Origin of the sequence: Streptomyces sp. NPDC048338, from assembly GCF_043201055.1 — a bacterium.
GTDB lineage: Bacteria > Actinomycetota > Actinomycetes > Streptomycetales > Streptomycetaceae > Streptomyces.
In genome coordinates this window covers 195,750-214,219 of record NZ_JBICYQ010000015.1, presented here as the reverse complement: position 1 = coordinate 214,219, position 18,470 = coordinate 195,750, and the positions used below count along the sequence as shown (strand labels likewise).

21 protein-coding genes and 3 tRNA genes are annotated in these 18,470 nt (G+C 72.9%); 7 read left to right on the top strand and 17 right to left on the bottom strand.

Features of this window, described 5'->3' with window-relative positions; translation table 11 throughout:
- Positions 1 to 47 precede the first annotated feature (47 nt).
- Positions 48 to 1,091, top strand: a complete 1,044-nt coding sequence (locus ACGFZF_RS31355) for an adenosine deaminase (RefSeq protein ID WP_393559675.1) — start codon at positions 48 to 50, stop codon at positions 1,089 to 1,091.
- Between the two features lie 38 nt (positions 1,092 to 1,129).
- On the opposite strand, the gene ACGFZF_RS31350 is transcribed toward ACGFZF_RS31355, so the two are convergent.
- From ACGFZF_RS31350 to ACGFZF_RS31305, 10 genes are all read right to left on the bottom strand, one after another.
- Positions 1,130 to 2,053, bottom strand: a complete 924-nt coding sequence (locus ACGFZF_RS31350) for a hypothetical protein (protein ID WP_393559673.1) — start codon at positions 2,051 to 2,053, stop codon at positions 1,130 to 1,132.
- Positions 2,053 to 2,571, bottom strand: coding sequence for a SigE family RNA polymerase sigma factor (locus ACGFZF_RS31345; protein WP_393559671.1), 519 nt, complete (start codon positions 2,569 to 2,571; stop codon positions 2,053 to 2,055). The genes ACGFZF_RS31350 and ACGFZF_RS31345 overlap by 1 nt, the downstream gene beginning before the upstream one ends.
- A gap of 136 nt (positions 2,572 to 2,707) precedes the next feature.
- A complete protein-coding gene (locus ACGFZF_RS31340; protein ID WP_393559669.1) occupies positions 2,708 to 3,766 on the bottom strand; it encodes a UDP-N-acetylmuramate dehydrogenase in 1,059 nt (352 codons plus the stop codon).
- A 92-nt stretch (positions 3,767 to 3,858) separates the two neighbouring features.
- Positions 3,859 to 5,304: an MFS transporter gene (locus ACGFZF_RS31335; protein ID WP_393559667.1), complete on the bottom strand. Its 1,446-nt coding sequence runs from the start codon at positions 5,302 to 5,304 to the stop codon at positions 3,859 to 3,861.
- 104 nt (positions 5,305 to 5,408) lie between these two features.
- A complete protein-coding gene (locus ACGFZF_RS31330; protein WP_393559665.1) occupies positions 5,409 to 5,978 on the bottom strand; it encodes a TetR/AcrR family transcriptional regulator in 570 nt (189 codons plus the stop codon).
- Between the two features lie 91 nt (positions 5,979 to 6,069).
- Positions 6,070 to 6,498, bottom strand: coding sequence for a MaoC family dehydratase (locus tag ACGFZF_RS31325; RefSeq protein WP_393559663.1), 429 nt, complete (start codon positions 6,496 to 6,498; stop codon positions 6,070 to 6,072).
- A gap of 2 nt (positions 6,499 to 6,500) precedes the next feature.
- Positions 6,501 to 6,953 carry a MaoC family dehydratase N-terminal domain-containing protein gene (locus tag ACGFZF_RS31320; RefSeq protein WP_393559661.1) on the bottom strand — a complete coding sequence of 151 codons (453 nt, stop codon included), beginning with the start codon at positions 6,951 to 6,953 and terminating at the stop codon, positions 6,501 to 6,503.
- A gap of 82 nt (positions 6,954 to 7,035) precedes the next feature.
- The gene (gene rpmG / locus ACGFZF_RS31315; RefSeq protein WP_003956487.1) at positions 7,036 to 7,200 is read right to left on the bottom strand and encodes a 50S ribosomal protein L33; all 165 of its coding nucleotides are present in this window, start codon (positions 7,198 to 7,200) and stop codon (positions 7,036 to 7,038) included.
- An 89-nt stretch (positions 7,201 to 7,289) separates the two neighbouring features.
- A tRNA-Met gene (locus ACGFZF_RS31310) sits at positions 7,290 to 7,362 on the bottom strand.
- Between the two features lie 43 nt (positions 7,363 to 7,405).
- Positions 7,406 to 7,478, bottom strand: a tRNA-Thr gene (locus tag ACGFZF_RS31305).
- A 205-nt stretch (positions 7,479 to 7,683) separates the two neighbouring features.
- Between ACGFZF_RS31305 and ACGFZF_RS31300 the strand changes: the two genes are divergently transcribed.
- Both ACGFZF_RS31300 and ACGFZF_RS31295 read left to right on the top strand, forming a co-directional pair.
- On the top strand, positions 7,684 to 8,964 hold the full coding sequence (locus tag ACGFZF_RS31300; protein ID WP_393559659.1) for an amidohydrolase family protein: 1,281 nt from the start codon (positions 7,684 to 7,686) through the stop codon (positions 8,962 to 8,964).
- A 2-nt stretch (positions 8,965 to 8,966) separates the two neighbouring features.
- On the top strand, positions 8,967 to 9,623 hold the full coding sequence (locus ACGFZF_RS31295) for an NAD(P)H-binding protein (protein ID WP_393559656.1): 657 nt from the start codon (positions 8,967 to 8,969) through the stop codon (positions 9,621 to 9,623).
- A 159-nt stretch (positions 9,624 to 9,782) separates the two neighbouring features.
- Here the strand turns inward: ACGFZF_RS31295 and ACGFZF_RS31290 are convergent.
- Positions 9,783 to 9,864: transfer RNA gene (locus ACGFZF_RS31290), tRNA-Tyr, on the bottom strand.
- Positions 9,865 to 10,044: 180 nt separating this feature from the next.
- On the opposite strand from ACGFZF_RS31290, the gene ACGFZF_RS31285 reads away from it, so the two are divergent.
- The 3 genes from ACGFZF_RS31285 (at position 10,045) to ACGFZF_RS31275 (ending at position 11,778) form a co-directional block, all read left to right on the top strand.
- Positions 10,045 to 10,533, top strand: a complete 489-nt coding sequence (locus ACGFZF_RS31285) for a YajQ family cyclic di-GMP-binding protein (RefSeq protein WP_147980723.1) — start codon at positions 10,045 to 10,047, stop codon at positions 10,531 to 10,533.
- Between the two features lie 107 nt (positions 10,534 to 10,640).
- Positions 10,641 to 11,147, top strand: a complete 507-nt coding sequence (locus tag ACGFZF_RS31280) for a methylated-DNA--[protein]-cysteine S-methyltransferase (protein ID WP_393559654.1) — start codon at positions 10,641 to 10,643, stop codon at positions 11,145 to 11,147.
- A gap of 7 nt (positions 11,148 to 11,154) precedes the next feature.
- Positions 11,155 to 11,778, top strand: a complete 624-nt coding sequence (locus ACGFZF_RS31275) for an alpha-ketoglutarate-dependent dioxygenase AlkB family protein (protein ID WP_393559652.1) — start codon at positions 11,155 to 11,157, stop codon at positions 11,776 to 11,778.
- A gap of 28 nt (positions 11,779 to 11,806) precedes the next feature.
- On the opposite strand, the gene ACGFZF_RS31270 is transcribed toward ACGFZF_RS31275, so the two are convergent.
- Positions 11,807 to 12,076 (bottom strand): GlsB/YeaQ/YmgE family stress response membrane protein, encoded by a 270-nt coding sequence (locus ACGFZF_RS31270; protein WP_147980720.1) that lies wholly within the window; start codon positions 12,074 to 12,076, stop codon positions 11,807 to 11,809.
- An 81-nt stretch (positions 12,077 to 12,157) separates the two neighbouring features.
- Here ACGFZF_RS31270 and ACGFZF_RS31265 point away from each other — a divergent pair, with 81 nt between their 5' ends.
- The gene (locus ACGFZF_RS31265) at positions 12,158 to 13,393 is read left to right on the top strand and encodes an APC family permease (protein ID WP_393559650.1); all 1,236 of its coding nucleotides are present in this window, start codon (positions 12,158 to 12,160) and stop codon (positions 13,391 to 13,393) included.
- A gap of 33 nt (positions 13,394 to 13,426) precedes the next feature.
- Here ACGFZF_RS31265 and ACGFZF_RS31260 read toward each other — a convergent pair whose 3' ends face one another.
- From ACGFZF_RS31260 to ACGFZF_RS31240, 5 genes are all read right to left on the bottom strand, one after another.
- Positions 13,427 to 13,819, bottom strand: coding sequence for a YccF domain-containing protein (locus tag ACGFZF_RS31260; protein WP_393559648.1), 393 nt, complete (start codon positions 13,817 to 13,819; stop codon positions 13,427 to 13,429).
- The gene (gene htpX, locus ACGFZF_RS31255) at positions 13,816 to 14,679 is read right to left on the bottom strand and encodes a zinc metalloprotease HtpX (protein WP_393559645.1); all 864 of its coding nucleotides are present in this window, start codon (positions 14,677 to 14,679) and stop codon (positions 13,816 to 13,818) included. The genes ACGFZF_RS31260 and htpX overlap by 4 nt, the downstream gene beginning before the upstream one ends.
- 189 nt (positions 14,680 to 14,868) lie before the next feature.
- Complete coding sequence (gene mscL, locus ACGFZF_RS31250) at positions 14,869 to 15,321, bottom strand: large conductance mechanosensitive channel protein MscL (protein ID WP_147980716.1); 453 nt, start codon at positions 15,319 to 15,321, stop codon at positions 14,869 to 14,871.
- Between the two features lie 33 nt (positions 15,322 to 15,354).
- Positions 15,355 to 16,905, bottom strand: a complete 1,551-nt coding sequence (locus tag ACGFZF_RS31245; protein ID WP_393559643.1) for an NADH-quinone oxidoreductase subunit N — start codon at positions 16,903 to 16,905, stop codon at positions 15,355 to 15,357.
- The gene (locus ACGFZF_RS31240) at positions 16,902 to 18,455 is read right to left on the bottom strand and encodes a NuoM family protein (protein WP_393559787.1); all 1,554 of its coding nucleotides are present in this window, start codon (positions 18,453 to 18,455) and stop codon (positions 16,902 to 16,904) included. The genes ACGFZF_RS31245 and ACGFZF_RS31240 overlap by 4 nt, the downstream gene beginning before the upstream one ends.
- Positions 18,456 to 18,470 lie beyond the last annotated feature (15 nt).

The window sequence follows — 18,470 nt, the reverse complement described above, 5'->3', positions numbered from 1 at the left end:
GGGGAAAGGGGCTGTATTCGTCCATTCGAGTGCGGCAAGATCCTTCAATGGAGCACGTTTCCGAGCACCCTTCCCGTGACATCAACCTGCTGCCCAAGGCCCATCTGCACCTGCACTTCACCGGCTCGATGCGCCCCACGACGCTCATCGAGCTCGCCGACAAGTACGGCGTGCACCTGCCCGAGGCGCTGAGCAGCGGCACCCCGCCCAGGCTGCGGGCGACCGACGAGCGCGGCTGGTTCCGCTTCCAGCGGCTCTACGATCTCGCCCGGTCCTGCCTGCGGGAGCCCGAGGACATCCGGCGGCTGGTCCGCGAGGCGGCCCAGGAGGACGTGCGGGACGGCTCGGGGTGGCTGGAGATCCAGGTCGATCCGACCTCGTACGCGCCCCTGCTCGGCGGGCTGATCCCGGCGATGGAGGTCATCCTGGACGCCGTCGACGAGGCGGCGCGCGAGACCGGCCTCGGCATGCGGGTCCTGGTCGCGGCGAACCGGATGAAGCACCCCCTGGAGGCCAGGACACTGGCGCGGCTCGCGGTGCGGTACGCGGACCGGGGCGTGGTCGGCTTCGGGCTGTCCAACGACGAGCGCCGGGGCATGGCCCGCGATTTCGACCGCGCCTTCGCGATCGCCCGGGAGGGCGGGCTGCTGGCAGCGCCGCACGGCGGCGAGCTGACCGGTCCGGCGTCGGTCCGGGACTGCCTGGACGACCTGCGGGCGTCGAGGGTGGGGCACGGGGTGCGGGCGGCGGAGGACCCCCGGGTGCTGCGCAAGCTGGCCGAGCGAGGTGTGACCTGTGAGGTCTGCCCGGCCTCGAACGTCGCCCTCGGCGTGTACGAGAAGCCCGAGGACGTCCCCCTGCGGACGCTCTTCGAGGCCGGTGTGCCGATGGCCCTGGGGGCGGACGACCCGCTGCTCTTCGGCTCGCGGCTCGCCGCCCAGTACGAGATCGCGCGCCGGCACCATGCCTTCACGGACGTCGAACTGGCCGAGCTGGCCCGCCAGTCGGTGCGCGGTTCGGCGGCTCCGGAGGACGTCCGGAGCAAGCTGCTGTCCGGTATCGACGACTGGCTGGCGACCCCGGCGGCCTGACCCCGGGCCGCGGCCGGCCCTACGCGGCGGCGGCGTCGTCAGGCGCAGTCGGTGCCGGGTCCCGCGGCCGGCCGGTACGTGGTCGTCCTCGGCTCCTGCCCCGGCAGGCTCGGCCACTCCAGGACCGCGGTCGACGGCGAGGTCAGGGTCATGTGGGCGGCGAGGGGCAGGTCGTCCACCCAGTCGATCGCCGTGTGCGACGCCTCGTCCCCCTCGGCCCGCCAGAGCCGGCCGCCGAAGACCGCGTAGCGCAGCGCGCACTCCTTGGGCATGTCGTAGACGTACCGCCGCCCCGGGCTCGGGCGGTCCGGGCCGCGCGTCGCGGCGGGCGCGTCCCCGTGGCGCCGCCGGGGCTCCCGCGCCAGGCACGCAGGCGGCCTCCCGGTCAGCGGGCGGAAGGTGAGGGGCGGCCGGGCGGCCTCGTCCGTCTCGAAGACGGCCGTGTCCCGCTCGGCCCGGTCGAAGCGGCCGTCGGTCCAGCTCATGTAGCCGCGCACCCGGTCCGTCGCCCCGTGCCCGGCGGACGGTCCGCCGCCGTCGGCGCGCTCCCACACCCGGCCGCCGAAGACGGCGTACCGCAGGGCGCACACGGTGGACAGGTCGTAGCGGTAGCGCACGTTCTCCCGCGGCCGGGTGGGCCCGCCGTCCAGCGGGTCGCCGGGCCGGGACGGCGGCTGGGGCGGGTACTTCCCGACGAAGAGGTACGCCGGCGGGGGCGTCGCGGTGGTGGGACCGGCCGGCGGCGTGTCCGCCTCCGGGCCGCTCCAGCGTGCCCCGAGGGTGACGCCGCCGGCGACCAGCAGGGTCGCCGTCCCCACCGCCAGCGAGCGCCGCAGCCGGCGGATCCGGCGCCCGCGGGCCACGACGGCGGCGACCGGCGCCGGCCCGGCGTCGAGCGGCCCGGCGCCCGCCAGGTCGCGCAGTCCGCGCCTGAGCGGTTCCTCCTCGGCTGTCCCGGCCATCACGCGTCCCTTCCCGTTCCGGCGTATCCGGCGAGCGCGCCCGTGGCACGCAGCCGCTCCAGGGCCCGGTTCGTACGGCTCTTGACCGTGCCGGGCGAGCAGCCGAGCAGCTCGGCCGTCTGTTCCACGGACAGGTCCTCGTAGAAACGCAGCACCACCACCGCCCGCTGGGCACGGGGCAGGACGGTCAGCGCGCGGGCCAGTTCGAGGCGCGCGTCGGCGCCCCCGGCCATGTCGTGACCGTCGGGGGCGGTGTCGCTCGCGGGGCGGACGACCTCGGTGTGCCAGCGGCGGCGGCGCCAGGTCGCGTAGAGGTTGACGACGACCCTGCGGGTGTACGCCTGGGGCGAGTCCCAGGCGGCCGAGCCGCCCCAGCGCAGGTAGACCTTGACCAGCGCGGCCTGGACGAGGTCCTCGGCGGCGTGCGGGTCGCCGGTCAGCAGCCGCGCGGTGCGCAGCAGCGAGGCGTACGCCGACTCCGCGAACTGCGCGAAGTCGGCCGGGCCGGTCCCCTCCACCGATCCCCCTCGCCGGGCGTGCGGTCCCCGCGTCCCGGGAGCCTGTCACCCACTCGACGACCTGGGGAGCGCGAGGGGTTCCACCGGATTCCCGGACCGGGTCCGGTGGTCCGGCCGGCGCGGGCCGGGGCCGGTCTCAGAGGCTGACGCCGACCGTCACCGGCTCGTTCACCAGCGTGACCCCGAAGGCGTCCCGCACCCCGGCCACGACCTCGCGGGCGAGCGCGAGGAGGTCCTCGGTGGTGGCCTCGCCGCGGTTGGTGAGGGCGAGGGTGTGCTTGCCGGAGATGCGGGCCGGGCCGGAGCCGTACCCCTTGGTGAAGCCGGCCTTGTCGATCAGCCAGGCCGCCGAGGTCTTGATCCGGCCGTCGTCGCCGGCGGGGAAGGCGGGCGGCGCCACGTCGGGGCCGAGCCGCTCGGCCACGCGCGCGAGGAAGGTCTCGAACGCGGCGGCGGTCAGGATCGGGTTGGTGAAGAAGGAGCCCGCGGACCACGTGTCGTGGTCCTCCGGGTCCAGCACCATGCCCTTGCCGGCCCGCAGCCTCAGGACGGTCTCCCGGGCGTGCGCGAGCGGCACGCGGTCGCCGACCCGGACACCGAGGGCGCGGGCGGTCTCCGGGTACCTGACCGGGGCCGACAGACCGCCGGCGTCCTCCAGGCGGAAGCGGACGCGCAGCACGACGTAGCGGTCCGGGTCGTCCTTGAAGCGGCTGTGCCGGTAGGAGAAGGAGCACCCGGCGTTGTCGAGGGTGACCGTCTCGTCGGCGCGGCGGTCGTACGCCACGACCTCGGTGAGGGTGGCGGAGACGTCCTGGCCGTAGGCGCCGACGTTCTGGATCGGGGTCGCGCCGGCCGAGCCGGGGATGCCGGCCAGGCACTCGATCCCGGCGAGCCCGGCCTCGACGGCGCGCGCCACGGCGTCCGTCCAGACCTCCCCCGCGGCCAGCTCAAGCTCCGTCCCGTCGAGGACGAAGCCGCGGGTGGCGATGCGCAGGGCGGTGCCGTCGAAACCCTTGTCCCCGATGACCAGGTTGGAGCCGCCGCCGATGATCAGCAGCGGGGTGCCGGCGGCGTCCGCCGCGCGGACGGTGGCGACCACCTCGTCGTCGGTGGTGGCCGTGACGAGGCGGTTCGCGGGACCGCCGAGCCGGAAGGTGGTCAGGGGGGCGAGGGGGGCGTCGTGGAGTTCCTGCACGGGCTCAAGAGTACGGGGACGGCCCCGCCGGTAGGGGCGGGGCCGTTCCCGGCGTGGCCGGAGGGGCCGCTCACGCGGCCCGGGTGCGCCGCTCACGCGGGGATCAGCCGGTGCTCCTCGCTCTCCGCGGCCTCGGCGGAGCCGCCGTCCGGCCGCTCCCCCGCCTTGCGCCCGGGGATGAAGAGGGACGCCACCGCGCCGAGCGCGACCATCCCGGCACCGACCCACAGCGCGGGCTCCAGACCGTCCACGAACTCCCGGGCGGAGCCGTAGCCGCCCTGGGCGGCGAAGATCGAGGCCATCACCGCGACGCCGAGGGCGCCGCCGACCTCGCGCAGGGCGTTGTTGGCGCCGGAGGCGATGCCCTGCTCGGAGGGCCGGACGCTGGACATGACCAGGTTGGCGGCGGGGGCGAAGTAGAGGGCCATGCCGATGCCGCTGACGATCAGGGCCGGGAGCTGGGCCGCGTACGAGACGTCGGGGGTCACGACGAGCGCGAACCAGGCGAGACCGAGGGCCTGGAGGGCGAGTCCGGCGGCGACGACGGGACGGCCGCCGATCCGGTCGGAGAGGTAGCCCGCGATCGGGGCGACGATCATCGGCATGCCGGTCCAGGGCAGCATCCGCAGCCCCGCCTCGGTCGGCGAGTAGCCGAGGACGCCCTGCATGTACTGGCTGAGCAGGAAGATCGAGCCGAACATGCCGAGGAACATCAGCAGGCTCGCCGCGTTGATCCCGCTGAAGGCCCGGCTGCGGAAGAGCCGCATCGGGAGCATCGGGGCCTTGGCGCGGATGCCGTGGTGGACGAAGCCGGCCAGCAGCGCGCCGCCCGCGATCAGGCCGGTGAGGACGGTGGCGCCGGTCCAGCCGTCGATCGGGCCGCGGATCAGTGCGTAGACGATGCCGAACAGGCCGCCGCTGGCGAGCAGGGTGCCGACGGCGTCGAGCCGGGCGCCGGTGCCGAACGACTCGGCGAGGCGGAGCCGGGCGAGCGGGAGCAGGGCGAGGCCGAGCGGCACGTTGAGCCAGAAGATCCACTGCCAGGAGACGTGCTCGGTGAGACTGCCGCCGATGAGGGGCCCGGAGGCCACGGCCAGACCGTTCACGGCGCCCCAGATGCCGTACGCCATCCCGCGCCGGGCGGCCGGCACCGCGGCGGTGAGCAGGGTGAGGGTGAGCGGCATCATGATCGCGGCGCCGACGCCCTGGACGGCACGGGCGGCGATGAGGGCGTCGATGCCGGGGGCGAGCGCGGCAGCGGCGGAGGCACCGGTGAAGACGGCGAGTCCGGCGATGAAGAGCCGTCGCCGGCCGAACCGGTCGCCGAGGGCCGCGCCGAACATCAGCAGGACGGCGAAGGTGAGGGTGTAGGCGCTCACCGTCCACTCCAGGTCGTGCAGGGCGCCGCCGAGGTCCTCGCGGATGGAGGGCAGCGCGGTGGTGACGACGAGGTTGTCGAGGGCCGCCATGAATCCGGCGACGCTGGTGATCACGAGGGCCCAGGCGGCGGAGCCGCGGCGGGCTGCGGGCTGGTTCATGACTGCTCACCCTTCGGGGTTAGTTATTGATGACTAACTTTTACGAGCAGAGGTCGGCCCCGACACGTGGCGGCCGACCCCCGGGCCGGGGGCCCGGGCGTGCGCTACTTCTCCAGTCGGCCGAGCCGCCGGGCCGAGGGGTAGAAGCCCTCCCAGACCCGGTGCTCCGGCGGAAATCCCATGGCGACGAGGGTGTTGACGAGCATGCCGTACGCCAGGAAGGTCGTGGTCTCGTTGACGTCCGCGCCGAGCGACAGGTGGACGGTCTCCCAGAGCTCCATCCAGCCGGCCCGGACGACCTCGCCGAACTCGTGGTCGCCGGCCTCCTCCGCGGCGGCCACCGCGACGTACACCTGCATCTGCATCAGGAGCCGGTCCGGCTGCTCGGCGATGAGCCGGGTGTAGGCGTTGGCCATGGCGTGCAGGGCCTCCTCCCCCGTCAGCCCCTCGGCCGCCTCCCGGAACACCCGCCTGGTGTCCTCCAGGCAGCGCTCGGACGCCGCCAGGAAGATCGCCTTCTTGCCGGGGAAGAGACGGAAGAGGTACGGCTGCGAGACACCGACACGGCGGGCGATCGCCTCCGTGGAGGTGCCGTGGTAGCCACCGCGGGCGAACTCCCGCATCGCCGCGCGGATCACGCTCTCGCGCCGTTCCTCTGCGCTCATCCTGACCATGCATCTGAAGTTAGTACTCAATCACTAACTTCGTCAACCCGGGAAAAGGGGCGGCCTCCTCGGGACGGCCGCCCCCACCCGGGGTACGGGGTCAGACCAGCTGCACCACGGCGCGGGACATGCCCAGGACCTTCTGGCCCGCCGCGACCGCGGTCAGGTCCACGCGGACCCGGCCGTCGTCCAGCTTCGCGCCGACCTTGGCGCTCACCTCGATCAGGGCGCCCTGGTCGTCGTTCGGCACGACCACCGGCTTCGTGAAGCGGACGCCGTACTCGACGACGGCCGCCGGGTCGCCGGCCCAGTCGGTGACGACGCGGATCGCCTCGGCCATGGTGAACATGCCGTGGGCGATGACGTCCGGCAGGCCGACCCCGACGGCGAACTTCTCGTTCCAGTGGATCGGGTTGAAGTCCCCGGACGCGCCGGCGTACCGCACCAGCGTGGCGCGCGTCACCGGGAAGGACTGCGCCGGCAGCTCCGTGCCGACCTCGACCTCGTCGTAAGCGATCTTCGCAGCCACGGTCAGACCTCCTCGGGGGCGCGCGAGACGAGCTTGGTCCACGCGGTCACGACGTGCTCGCCGGACGCGTCGTGCACCTCGCCGCGGATGTCCAGGATGTCGTTGCCCGCCAGCGACTTGATCGCCTCGATGGTCGAGGTGACCGAGAGCCGGTCGCCCGCCCGCACGGGGCGGGTGTACGCGAACTTCTGGTCGCCGTGCACCACCCGGCTGTAGTCCAGGCCCAGCTGCGGGTCCTCGACGACCTGGCCCGCGGCGGCGAATGTGATCGCGAACACGAAAGTCGGCGGAGCGATCACATCGGGGTGACCGAGCGCCTTCGCGGCTTCCTGATCGGTGTACGCGGGATTCTCGTCCCCGACCGCCGTGGCGAACTCGCGGATCTTCTCGCGGCCGACCTCGTACGGCGCGGTGGGCGGATAGGTCCGGCCCACGAAGGACTGGTCGAGCGCCATGGGCTCGCTACCTCCTGGATTTGTTGCCGACAAACGACGCGAGGCCGCCCCCTGGTGGGGACGGCCTCGTGTACGAGCCTGATTAGCGCGTCTCGCGGTGCGCAGTGTGAGAGTTGCAGCGAGGGCAGTGCTTCTTCATCTCAAGACGGTCCGGGTTGTTACGCCGGTTCTTCTTGGTGATGTAGTTCCGCTCCTTGCACTCCACGCAGGCCAGCGTGATCTTCGGGCGGACGTCGGTGGCAGCCACGTGAGTGCTCCTTGGACGGACGGATGGACGGATGAACGCATAAAAGAGTAGCCGATCGAAGGACCGACCCCACAATCGGCTACCGTGTGTAGCGGTGACCGGACTTGAACCGGTGACACAGCGATTATGAGCCGCTTGCTCTACCGACTGAGCTACACCGCTTTGATGTTCCGGATCCCGCCCGAAGGCGGGTCCTTCACACCAGAGCCCCAATACGGAATCGAACCGTAGACCTTCTCCTTACCATGGAGACGCTCTGCCGACTGAGCTATTGGGGCGAGCGATGAAGACATTACACGGTCCTCCGCCGATCGCCCAAATCCGTTTCCCACCCCCTGCGCACGGTCTCGCTCCGGCCGTCCCGTACGCCACTCGTGGCCTCGTCGGTACGACTATTGCGCTCCTCCGCGAAGGCCGGCCGGACCGCCCCTAGGCTCGGCACACGCTGCGTGATCTTGAGCCTGAGGAGCCTTGAGGAGCCCGATGTCAGCCGACAGCAAGCAGCCCCAGCCGCCCGACGACCGGGCCGCCGCCACCGCGGACTCCACCGCCACGCTCCTGCTCTCCAACGCCCGCCTGACGGACGGCCGGACCGTCGACGTACGGCTCGGCGCCGGCCGGATCGAGGCCGTCGGCACGGCCGGCAGCCTCACCGCCACCGGCCCCCGCGTCGACCTCGCCGGATACCTGCTGCTCCCGGCGCCCGCCGAGCCGCACGCCCACGGCGACACCGCGCTCGGCGCCGACTCCCCCGGCCCCGTCTCCTGTGCCGGCGACGAGGTGCAGCGGCGGGCCACCGAGGCCGCCCTGCTCCAGCTGGGCCACGGCGCGACCGCGCTGCGGGCGCACGTCCGGGTCGGGGACGTGCAGGGCCTCGGCCCGCTCGAAGCCGTCCTGCAGGCCCGGCGTTCGCTGCGCGGCCTGGCCGACCTGACGGCGGTCGCGATGCCCCGGCTGCTGACCGGGGTGGCGGGCGCGGACGGCCTCGCCATGCTGCGCGACGCGGTGAAGATGGGCGCCGGGGTGGTCGGCGGGTGTCCGGACCTGGACCCCGATCCGGCCGGCTACGTCGAAGCGGTCCTCGGCCTGGCCGCGGAGCACGGCTGCCCGGTGGACCTGCACACCGACGGCGACGATCCGGCGCGCCTCGCCCGGCTGGCGGCGATGGCCGGCGGGCTGCGGCCGGGGGTGACGATCGGGCCCTGCGCGGGTCTCGCCCGGCTGCCCGCGGACCAGGCCCGGCGGACGGCGGACCGGCTGGCCGCGGCCGGCGTGACCGTGGTGTGCCTGCCGCAGGGCGGCTGCGGGGCGACCGAGACCCGCGGCACGGCACCGGTCCGGCTGCTGCGGGCGGCGGGCGTCCGGCTCGCCGCGGGCAGCGGCGCGCTGCGCGACGTAGCCAATCCGGTGGGCCGCGGCGACCCGTTGGAGGCCGCGTACCTGCTGGCCTCCCTGGGCGGTCTGCCGGCGACGGAGGCGTACGGGGCGGTGAGCGCGGAGGCCCGGGCGGCGATGGGCCTCCCGGAGGTGCGGGTCGAGGCCGGGTTCCCCGCGGAACTGCTCGCGGTGCGCGGCGAGCGGCTGACGGGCGTGCTGTCCCTCGCGTACAGCCGGATCGTGGTGCACCGCGGCCGGGTGGTCGCCCGGACGAGCGCGGTGCGGGAGTACTGCGACTCGGCGGCGGCGCTCGACCTGCCCCGCCAGTCCCGCCCCGAGCGGCCCGAGCCGGGAAGCCCTCCCGCCGGTCCCGTCGTACGGTCGTGAGTATGCGCATCGTCATCGCTGGAGGACACGGCCGGATCGCCCTGCGTCTGGAGCGGCTGCTCGCCGCGCGCGGACACCGGCCGGTGGGCATCATCCGCAAGCCGGAGCAGGCCGAGGACCTGCGTGGCGCCGGCGCCGAACCCGCCGTGCTGGACCTGGAGTCGGCGTCCCCGGAGCAGGTCGCGGACGTCCTGCGCGGCGCCGACGCGGCGGTCTTCGCCGCGGGTGCCGGGCCGGGCAGCGGCGTGGACCGCAAGGAGACCGTGGACCGCGCGGCGGCGGTCCTGTTGGCGGAGGCGGCGGAACGCGAGGGCGTACGCCGCTTCCTCGTCGTCTCGTCCATGGGCGCGGACGCGGAGCACCCGGGTGACGAGGTGTTCGACGCCTATCTGCGGGCCAAGGGGGCGGCGGACGACGCCGTACGCGCCCGTGCCGGCCTGGACTGGACGATCCTGCGCCCCGGGATGCTCACCGACGACGCCGGGACGGGGCTGGTCCGGCTGGAGGCGTCCACCGGGCGCGGCCCGATCCCGCGTGACGACGTGGCGGCGGCCCTGGCCGAGCTGATCGAGACCCCGGCCACGGCGGGCCTCACGCTCGAACTGGTCGGTGGCTCGACACCCGTGTCGGTCGCGGTGAAGGACGTCGCGGGCAACTGAGGCCCGTCCGGTGGCCGGACGGCCCGGCGGGGCCGGCGGCGGGTCGTCCGCGGGGAGCCTCGCGCGGCCTATGAACCTCGTCACTCCCCCGAACCCGGGACCGCACACGCAGAACGGCCCCTGATCGCGTTTCCGCAGATCAGGGGCCGTTCTTCCATGTGGCGGCGCCAGGATTCGAACCTGGGTAGGCTAAGCCGACGGATTTACAGTCCGTTCCCATTGGCCACTCGGGCACACCGCCATGGGATGCGCTGCTCGGAGCCGCTTTTCGGCGGTGTTCCGTGGCAACGACGTAAACGATACCCGATCCGAGGGGGTGCTTCGCCACCGGATTGATCAGCGGTTCGGGAGGTCTCGGTTGACTAGGCTTGCGTCGTACGCCACAGCAACCGCAGGCATTCGACGCAAGGAGCCACACGTCATGGCCGACTCCAGTTTCGACATCGTCTCCAAGGTCGAGCGGCAGGAGGTCGACAACGCCCTCAACCAGGCCGCGAAGGAGATCTCGCAGCGCTACGACTTCAAGGGCACCGACGCCTCGATCTCCTGGTCCGGCGAGAAGATCCTGATGCAGGCCAACGGCGAGGAGCGCGTGAAGGCGATCCTCGACATCTTCGAGACCAAGCTGATCAAGCGCGGGATCTCTCTGAAGTCGCTGGACGCGGGCGAGCCGCAGCTGTCCGGCAAGGAGTACAAGATCTTCGCCACGATCGAGGAGGGCATCTCCCAGGAGAACGCCAAGAAGGTCGCGAAGGCCATCCGTGACGAGGGCCCCAAGGGCGTCAAGGCGCAGGTCCAGGGCGACGAGCTGCGCGTCAGCTCCAAGAGCCGGGACGACCTGCAGGCCGTGCAGGCGCTGCTCAAGGGCAAGGACTTCGACTTCGCCATCCAGTTCGTGAACTACCGGTAGTCCACCGGCCCACCGGCCCGGAGCGTCGCGTCCGAAAACCGCCGGTCCCCGGGGCGGTGGCCTCGCACACTGGACGGAGACCGAGGGTGCGAGGAGAGGAACCAGCCATGACCGTGCAGAGCGTGTACGCGTACGTCGACGGACCGCTGGGCGAGATGCTGCTGGTCGGACGGGTCACCGGGGCCGGTGCCACGGAGCTCGCCTCGCTCTCGCTGCCCGGGCAGAAGGGCGCCGCGACCGTGCGGGACGACTGGCGGCTCGCGCCCGAGGCCTTCGAGGACGTCGCCCGACAGCTGGACGAGTACTTCGCCGGCCGCCGGGACGTCTTCGACATCCCGTACGCGGCGAGCGGCACGGACTTCCAGCGCAGGGTCTGGCAGGCCCTGGAGGAGATCCCGTATGGCGCGACCGTCTCGTACGGGGACATCGCCCGCCGGGTGGGGTCCTCCGGGGCCGGTGTGCGGGCCGTGGGGACCGCCATCGGCCGCAATCCGCTGCTCGTGGTGCGGCCCTGCCACCGGGTGATCGGCGCGGACGGCGCTCTGCGCGGCTACGCGGCCGGTCTGGAGCGCAAGGAGCGGCTGCTCGGCCTCGAAGGCGCCCTGGTGGTGTGAGGCCGCGGTGACGGACGGGCTGTTCCCCCGCGAGCGGGCGGTCGTCGCCCCGGGTGCGGTGCACGTGCCCGGGTGGCTTCCGTCCGGCCGGCAGCGGGAGTTGGTCGCGGCCTGCCGGGCATGGGGGCGGGGGCCGTTCCCGTACCGGCACACCGTGCTGCCGGGCGGGGGCGTGATGTCGGTGCGGTCGCTGTGCCTCGGGCGGCGCTGGGAGCCGTACCGCTACCTCGACGCGGTCGGCGCCGAACTCCCGGACTGGCTCGCCGAGCTGGGCCGCGAGGCCCTCGTCGAGGCGTACGGACGGCACGACGGCTTCGCCCCCGATACCGCGCTGGTGAACTTCTACGAGGCCGGCGCGCACATGGGCATGCACCAGGACAAGGAGGAGCGGTCCGGTGCGCCGGTGGTCTCGCTGAGCCTCGGCGACCGTTGCGTGTTCCGGTTCGGGAACACCGAGACCCGCGGCCGGCCCTACCGCGACGTCGAGTTGGAGTCCGGCGACCTGTTCGTCTTCGGCGGGCCGTCGCGCCTCGCGTACCACGGGGTGCCGAAGGTGTGGGCGGGCACGGCCGACCCCGCGCTCGGACTGACCGGGCGCCTCAACATCACCCTCCGTCAGACCGGTCTGTGAACCGGCGGATCGGCCGCGGCCGGTGGCTTCAGCGTGAGCGTGAGTGGCCGAAGAGGATCCGGTAGCCGATCAGGAGGACCAGCGCGCCGCCGATGGCCGAGAGCCAGGTGGCGCCGTCGTAGAACTCCGTGCTGATCGGGCGGTCCAGGAAGCGTGCCGAGATCCAGCCGCCGACGAAGGCGCCCGCGACGCCGATCAGCGTCGTGCCGACGAGGCCGCCCGGGTCCCTGCCGGGCAGCAGGACCTTGGCGATGACGCCCGCGAGGAGGCCGAGAACGATCCAGCTGATGATGCTCATGCCAGGAAGGACGCCGCACGCCGCCGGGCGGTTGCCGGACCGCCACGCGGGACGTCCCGGACTCCCCTTAAGGTGCGGCCCATGACACAACTGCGCCGCACCCTCGGGGTCTTCGACGCCGTCGTCGTCGGGCTCGGCTCGATGGTGGGCGCGGGGATCTTCGCCGCCCTCGGCCCGGCGGCGCGCGCGGCCGGGTCGGGGCTGTTGCCGGCGCTCGGCGTGGCCGCGTCCGTCGCCTACTGCAACGCGACCGCGTCCGCCCGGCTCGCGGCCCGGTACCCGGCCTCGGGCGGCACCTACGTGTACGGGCGCGAACGCCTGGGCGTCTTCTGGGGGTACCTGGCGGGGTGGTCGTTCGTCGTCGGCAAGACGGCCTCCTGCGCGGCGATGGCGCTGACGGCCGGCGCGTACCTCTGGCCGGAACAGGCGCACGCCGTCGCGGTCGCGGCCGTGGTCGCGCTGACGGCGGTGAACTATCGCGGGATCCAGAAGTCGGCCCTCCTGACCCGGGCGATCGTGGCGCTGGTGCTCGCGGTCCTGACGGCCGTGGTGACCGTTCTGCTGTCCTCCGGCAGCGGGGACCCCGGGCGGCTCGCGCCGGGCGCGGACGTCACGGCGGGCGGGGTGCTCCAGGCGGCCGGGCTGCTGTTCTTCGCCTTCGCCGGGTACGCGCGGATCGCCACGCTCGGCGAGGAGGTGCGGGACCCCGCCCGGACCATCCCGCGGGCGGTCCCGCTGGCGCTGGGCATCACACTGCTCGTCTACGCCGCGGTGGCCGGGTCCGTGCTGGCCGTCCTGGGGCCCGGGGCGCTGGCGGCCTCACCCGCCCCCTTGGCGGACGCGGCCCGGGCGGCGGGCGCCGCGTGGCTGGTGCCGGTGGTGACCGTGGGCGCGGCGGTCGCGGCGCTGGGGTCGCTGCTCTCGCTGATCCTCGGGGTGTCCCGGACGACCCTGGCGATGGCCCGGGACGGCCATCTGCCCGCCCCGCTCGCCGCCGTGCACCCCCGGTTCCAGGTGCCGCACCACGCCGAGACGGCGGTCGGCGCGGTGGTGGCACTCGTGGCGGCGACGGCGGACCTGCGGGGCGCGATCGGCTTCTCGTCCTTCGGGGTGCTGGCCTACTACGGGATCGCCAACGCCGCGGCCTGGACCCTGGGGCCGCGCGAACGCCCGCTCGCCGCGTGCGGGCTCGTGGGCTGCGGTGTGCTGGCCTTCGCACTGCCGCTCGCCTCGGTCCTCGCGGGGCTCGGGGTGCTGGCGGCCGGCGTCGTCGCGTACGCGGTCACCCGGGGACGCCCCGGGCACCCGGGGGAGTGACACGGCGCCGTCGGCCGTCGGCGGCCTGGTCCGTCAGTAGCCCGCGAACTGCTGCTCCGTCCGGACGATCTCCTTGCCGAGGGGGAGCAGCGAGACCGGGATCAGCTTGAAGTTCGCGATGCCCAGCGGGATGCCGATGATCGTGATGCACAGGACGATGCCGGTGGTGATGTGGCCGAGCGCCAGCCACCAGCCCGCGAGGATCAGCCACAGCACGTTGCCGACGCAGGAGGGGGCGCCCGCGTCGTGACGGTCCACGACGGTGTAACCGAAGGGCCAGAGGGCGTAGATGCCGATACGGAAGGCGGCGAGTCCGAAGGGGATGCCGATGATCGTGATGCACAGCAGGACGCCGGCCAGCATGTAGCCGAGGAACATCCAGAAGCCGCACAGGATCAGCCAAATGACGTTGAGGATTGTCTTCACGGTCGACGACCTGCCATCTGTTCGAGTCGGGAGATGCGCTCCGCCATCGGCGGGTGCGTCGAGAACATCCTGGACAGCCCCTGACCTGGACGGAAGGGGTTCGCGATCATCATGTGACTGGCGGTCTCGATCCGGGGCTCGGGAGGCAGCGGCAGCTGCTTCGTGCCCGCTTCGAGCTTGCGCAGGGCGCTGGCGAGGGCGAGCGGGTCGCCCGTGAGCTGGGCGCCCGAGGCGTCCGCCTCGTACTCCCGCGAGCGGCTGATGGCCAGCTGGATGACGGAGGCGGCGATCGGTCCGAGGATCATGACCAGCAGCATGCCGAGCAGGCCGGGGCCGTCGTCGTCGTTGGACCGGCCGACCGGGATCAGCCAGGCGAAGTTGACCAGGAACATGATCACGGAGGCGAGCGCACCGGCGACCGAGGAGATCAGGATGTCCCGGTTGTAGACGTGGCTCAACTCGTGGCCGATGACACCGCGCAGCTCGCGCTCGTCGAGTATCTGCAGGATGCCCTCCGTGCAGCACACGGCGGCGTTGCGCGGGTTGCGGCCGGTCGCGAAGGCGTTCGGGGCCTGCGTGGGCGAGATGTAGAGCCGGGGCATGGGCTGGCGGGCCTGGGTGGAGAGCTCGCGGACCATCCGGTACAGCGCGGGTGCCTCGAACTCGCTGACCGGGCGGGCGCGCATGGCCCGCAGAGCCAGCTTGTCGCTGTTCCAGTACGCGTACGCGTTGGTGCCGAGCGCCACGACGAGCGCGACGATCAGACCCGTACGGCCGAAGAAGCTGCCGATGACGATGATGAGGGCCGAGAGCCCTCCGAGGAGCACGGCGGTCCTCAGCCCGTTGTGCCGGCGGTGCACGGTACGCCCTCCAAGTGGTGCGGCAGGGGAACCCTTTGCTTGCTGGTCACTGGTTCCGTTGTTCCAGTGGACCCTCCCGTACTGGTCAACGCCAGGCGGGAGGCGCGGGTTCCCTGGCCGCGCGGGGGACGACGCGACGGCGGTGTGGGCCGTACGGGTGAGCGGGCCGGGCCGCGGAGGAGCCGGGGGTCAGCGCTGGGCGGGGAAGCCGGCCTTCTCCAGGGCAGCGGCGACCGGCTCGACCTCGCTGGTGCAGTGGGCGCAGCGGGAGGCGATGGCGGGGATCTCGGTGTAGCAGCGGGGGCAGTCGCGCTTCTCGGACTTGATGTCGAGCTCCTCCTTCGCGAACCTCGCCTGGATCTTCGCCATGGGGACGACGACCATGAAGTAGAGCACCGCGGCGGTGATCACGAAGGCTATCGACGCGGCGATCAGCAGGCCGTACGGGAAGACGGTGCCGCGCAGGTGGAAGCTGGCCTCGCTGAAGTCGCCGACCGTGCCGGTGGCCAGGCCGATGAGCGGGGTGATGAACGCCTTGCTGAATCCCGTGACGACGGCCGTGAACGACGATCCGACGGCCAGGCCGATGGCCAGCGAGATCACGTTCCCGCGAAGAATGAAGTCCTTGAAGCCGTTCAGCACGGGTGAAGCTCCTTGATGCTTTCTCTGTGGGGGTCAGAACAGGCTGGTGGCCGCGAAGCGGAGGGCGAACTGCGGATAGCCCGACAGGACGACGCCCGCGACGGCCGTCAGCGCGACCGCGAGGGTCACCGGGGCGGGGACGCGGTGCCGGACCGCCGTCTCGCCCTCGGGAGCGTCCTGGGGCCCGCGGAACAGGAGCGCCGTCCACCGCAGGTAGTAGTAGAGGGCGATCACGACGTTGACGCCCATGATCACGGCCAGCCAGCCGAGGCCCGCGTCGACCGCCGCCGAGAAGACGGTGACCTTCGCGAAGAGACCGATGATACCGGGGGGCAGGCCGGCGAGGTTGAGCAGGAAGAAGCCCATGACGAGCGCCACGACCGGGCGGCTCGCGTACAGGCCCCGGTAGTCCGAGATCCGGTTCTCCGGGTGCGTGCGGGAGACCAGCACCGCGACCGCGAAGGCGCCGAGGTTCACGACGGCGTACATCAGGGCGTACGCGACCGTGGAGCCGATCTGGTCGTCGCTGGAGTACGCGGCGGCGGCGATCGGCACCAGGAGGTAGCCGGCCTGGGCGACGGACGACCAGGCGAGCAGCCGGACCGCGCTCCACTTCCGGGTGGCGACCTGGCGCAGGGCGGCCACGTTGCCGACGGTCATGGTGAGCGCGGCGAGGACGGCGAGCGCGGGGCCCCAGACGTCCGCGTACGAGGGGAACGCGACGACGGTCACCAGGATGAGGCCGGTGAAGCCGACCGCCTTGCCGACGACGGAGAGGTAGCCGGCCACGGGCAGCGGAGCGCCGACATAGGTGTCGGGGACCCAGAAGTGGAAGGGGGCGGCGGCGGTCTTGAAGGCGAAGCCGACCAGAGTGAGCGCCACTCCGGTCTGGGCGAGGACCTGCAACTGGCCGGGGACGCCGTCGAGGCGCTGGGCGATCTCGGTGAGGTGCAGGGTGCCGGTCGCCCCGTAGACGAAGCTGACGCCGAGCAGGGTGACGGCCGTCGCGGTCACCGAGGACAGGAAGAACTTCAGCGCGGCCTCGCTGGACATCCGGTCCCCGCGGCGCAGGCCGACGAGCGCGAACGCGGGCAGCGAGGCCACTTCGAGGGCGACGACGAGAGTGGCCAGGTCACGGGAGGCGGGCAGCAGCGCGGCGCCGGCGGCCGAGGACAGCAGCAGGAACCAGTACTCCCCCGCAGGCAGCTTCTCCTCGGTGTCGGAGAGCGAGAGCAGCGCGGTGAGCAGCGCCCCGCCGAGCACCAGGAACTGGATGACCAGGGTGAAGTGGTCGGCGGTGTAACTGCAGGCCGCGGTGCCGGTGGCGTCGCGGGCGGCGCCGGCCGCCTCGGCCGCCGCCGGGGTCAGGCAGAACGTCGAACGGTCGCCCGCGCGCAGGGGGACCAGCAGCGCGAGCGCGGCGACGAGTCCGGCGATCGCCGTCCAGCCCAGCAGCCGCTTGTGCGCCGCGGGGACGAAGAGGTCGGCGACGAGGACGACCAGGGCGACCACCGCGGTCACGGTGGGCGGCGCGATCGTGAGCCAGTCGACGGACTGGACGAGGCTCGCGGCTGTCTCGGTCACTGCTTTCCTCCCGCGAGGAGCTTCTGGACGGCCGGGTCGGTGAGGCCGAGGAGGACCGCGGGCCAGAGGCCGGCGAGGACGGTGAGGGCGACGAGCGGCGTCCAGGCGGCGACCTCGTAGCCCTGGACGTCGGCGATCGCGAGTTCGCCGGCGGGGCGGGGACCGCCCATGCAGACGCGCCGGACGACGACGAGCAGATAGGCGGCGGTGAGCAGGGTGCCGAAGCCGCCGATCGCCATGAAGACGAGGAAGGCGGGGCGGCTCAGGCCCTCGGCCGGGTCGAAGGCGCCGAACAGGGCCAGCATCTCGCCCCAGAACCCGGCCAGGCCGGGCAGTCCGAGGGAGGCGACGGCCGCGAAGGCCAGCAGCCCCCCGAGGCGCGGGGCACGGCCGTAGAGGGCCGCGCCGGTGGCACCCGCGAGGGTGTCGAGGTCGGCGGTGCCGTACCGGTCCTTGAGCGCGCCGACCAGGAAGAAGAGGAGGCCGGTGATGAGGCCGTGGGCGATGTTGGCGAAGAGCGCGCCGTTGACGCCGGTGGGGGTCATGGTCGCGATGCCGAGCAGGACGAAGCCCATGTGGCCGACGGACGAGTACGCGATCAGCCGCTTGAGGTCGCCCTTGTTGCCGGGCCTGGCGAGCGCGAGGCAGGCGAGGGACCCGTAGACGATCCCGGCGACGGCGAAGGCGGCCAGGTAGGGCGCGAAGACCCGCATGCCGTCGGGGGTGATCGGCAGGACGATCCGCACGAAGCCGTACGTGCCCATCTTCAGGAGGACGCCCGCGAGGAGGACGGAGCCGACCGTGGGGGCGGCGGTGTGGGCGTCCGGCAGCCAGCTGTGCAGCGGCCACATCGGCGTCTTGACCGCGAGCCCGATCCCGATCGCGAGGACGGCGACGACCTGCACGGACGTGGTCAGGCCGCGGCCGTCGGCGGCGGCGAGCGCCACCATGTCGAACGTGCCCGCCTGCAGGCCGACGAGCAGCAGGCCGAGCAGCATGACGACCGAGCCGAGCAGCGTGAAGAGGATGAACTTCCAGGCGGCGGCCTGCCGTCCCGCGCCGCCCCAGCGGGCGATCAGGAAGTACATCGGGATGAGGACCATCTCGAAGGCCAGGAAGAACAGGACGAGGTCGAGCACGGCGAAGGTCGCCAGCGTGCCGGACTCGAGGACCAGGATCAGCGCGACGAACGCCTTCGGGGACGGGCCCGCGGGCATCCGGAAGTAGGTGTACAGCGCGCAGAGGAAGGTCAGCAGCGCGGTCAGCACCAGCAGCGGGAGCGAGATGCCGTCGACACCGAGATGGATGCGCACGTCGAGGGCGGGGATCCACGGGACGTCGGTCGTCGCCTGCATCCGCGACGGCTGGTCGTGGTCGAAGCCGAGCGCGAGGACCAGGGCGGCTGCCAGGACGACGCCGGTGACGACCACACCGTGGCGGAGCACGGCCTGGTCGGGCGACTTCCCCCGCAGCCCGGGCGGGGCCGGGAGCAGGGCGGCGGCGGCGCCGACGAGCGGCCCGACGACGATCAACGCGAGAAGGGCCTGCATCACGGATGCGCTGAT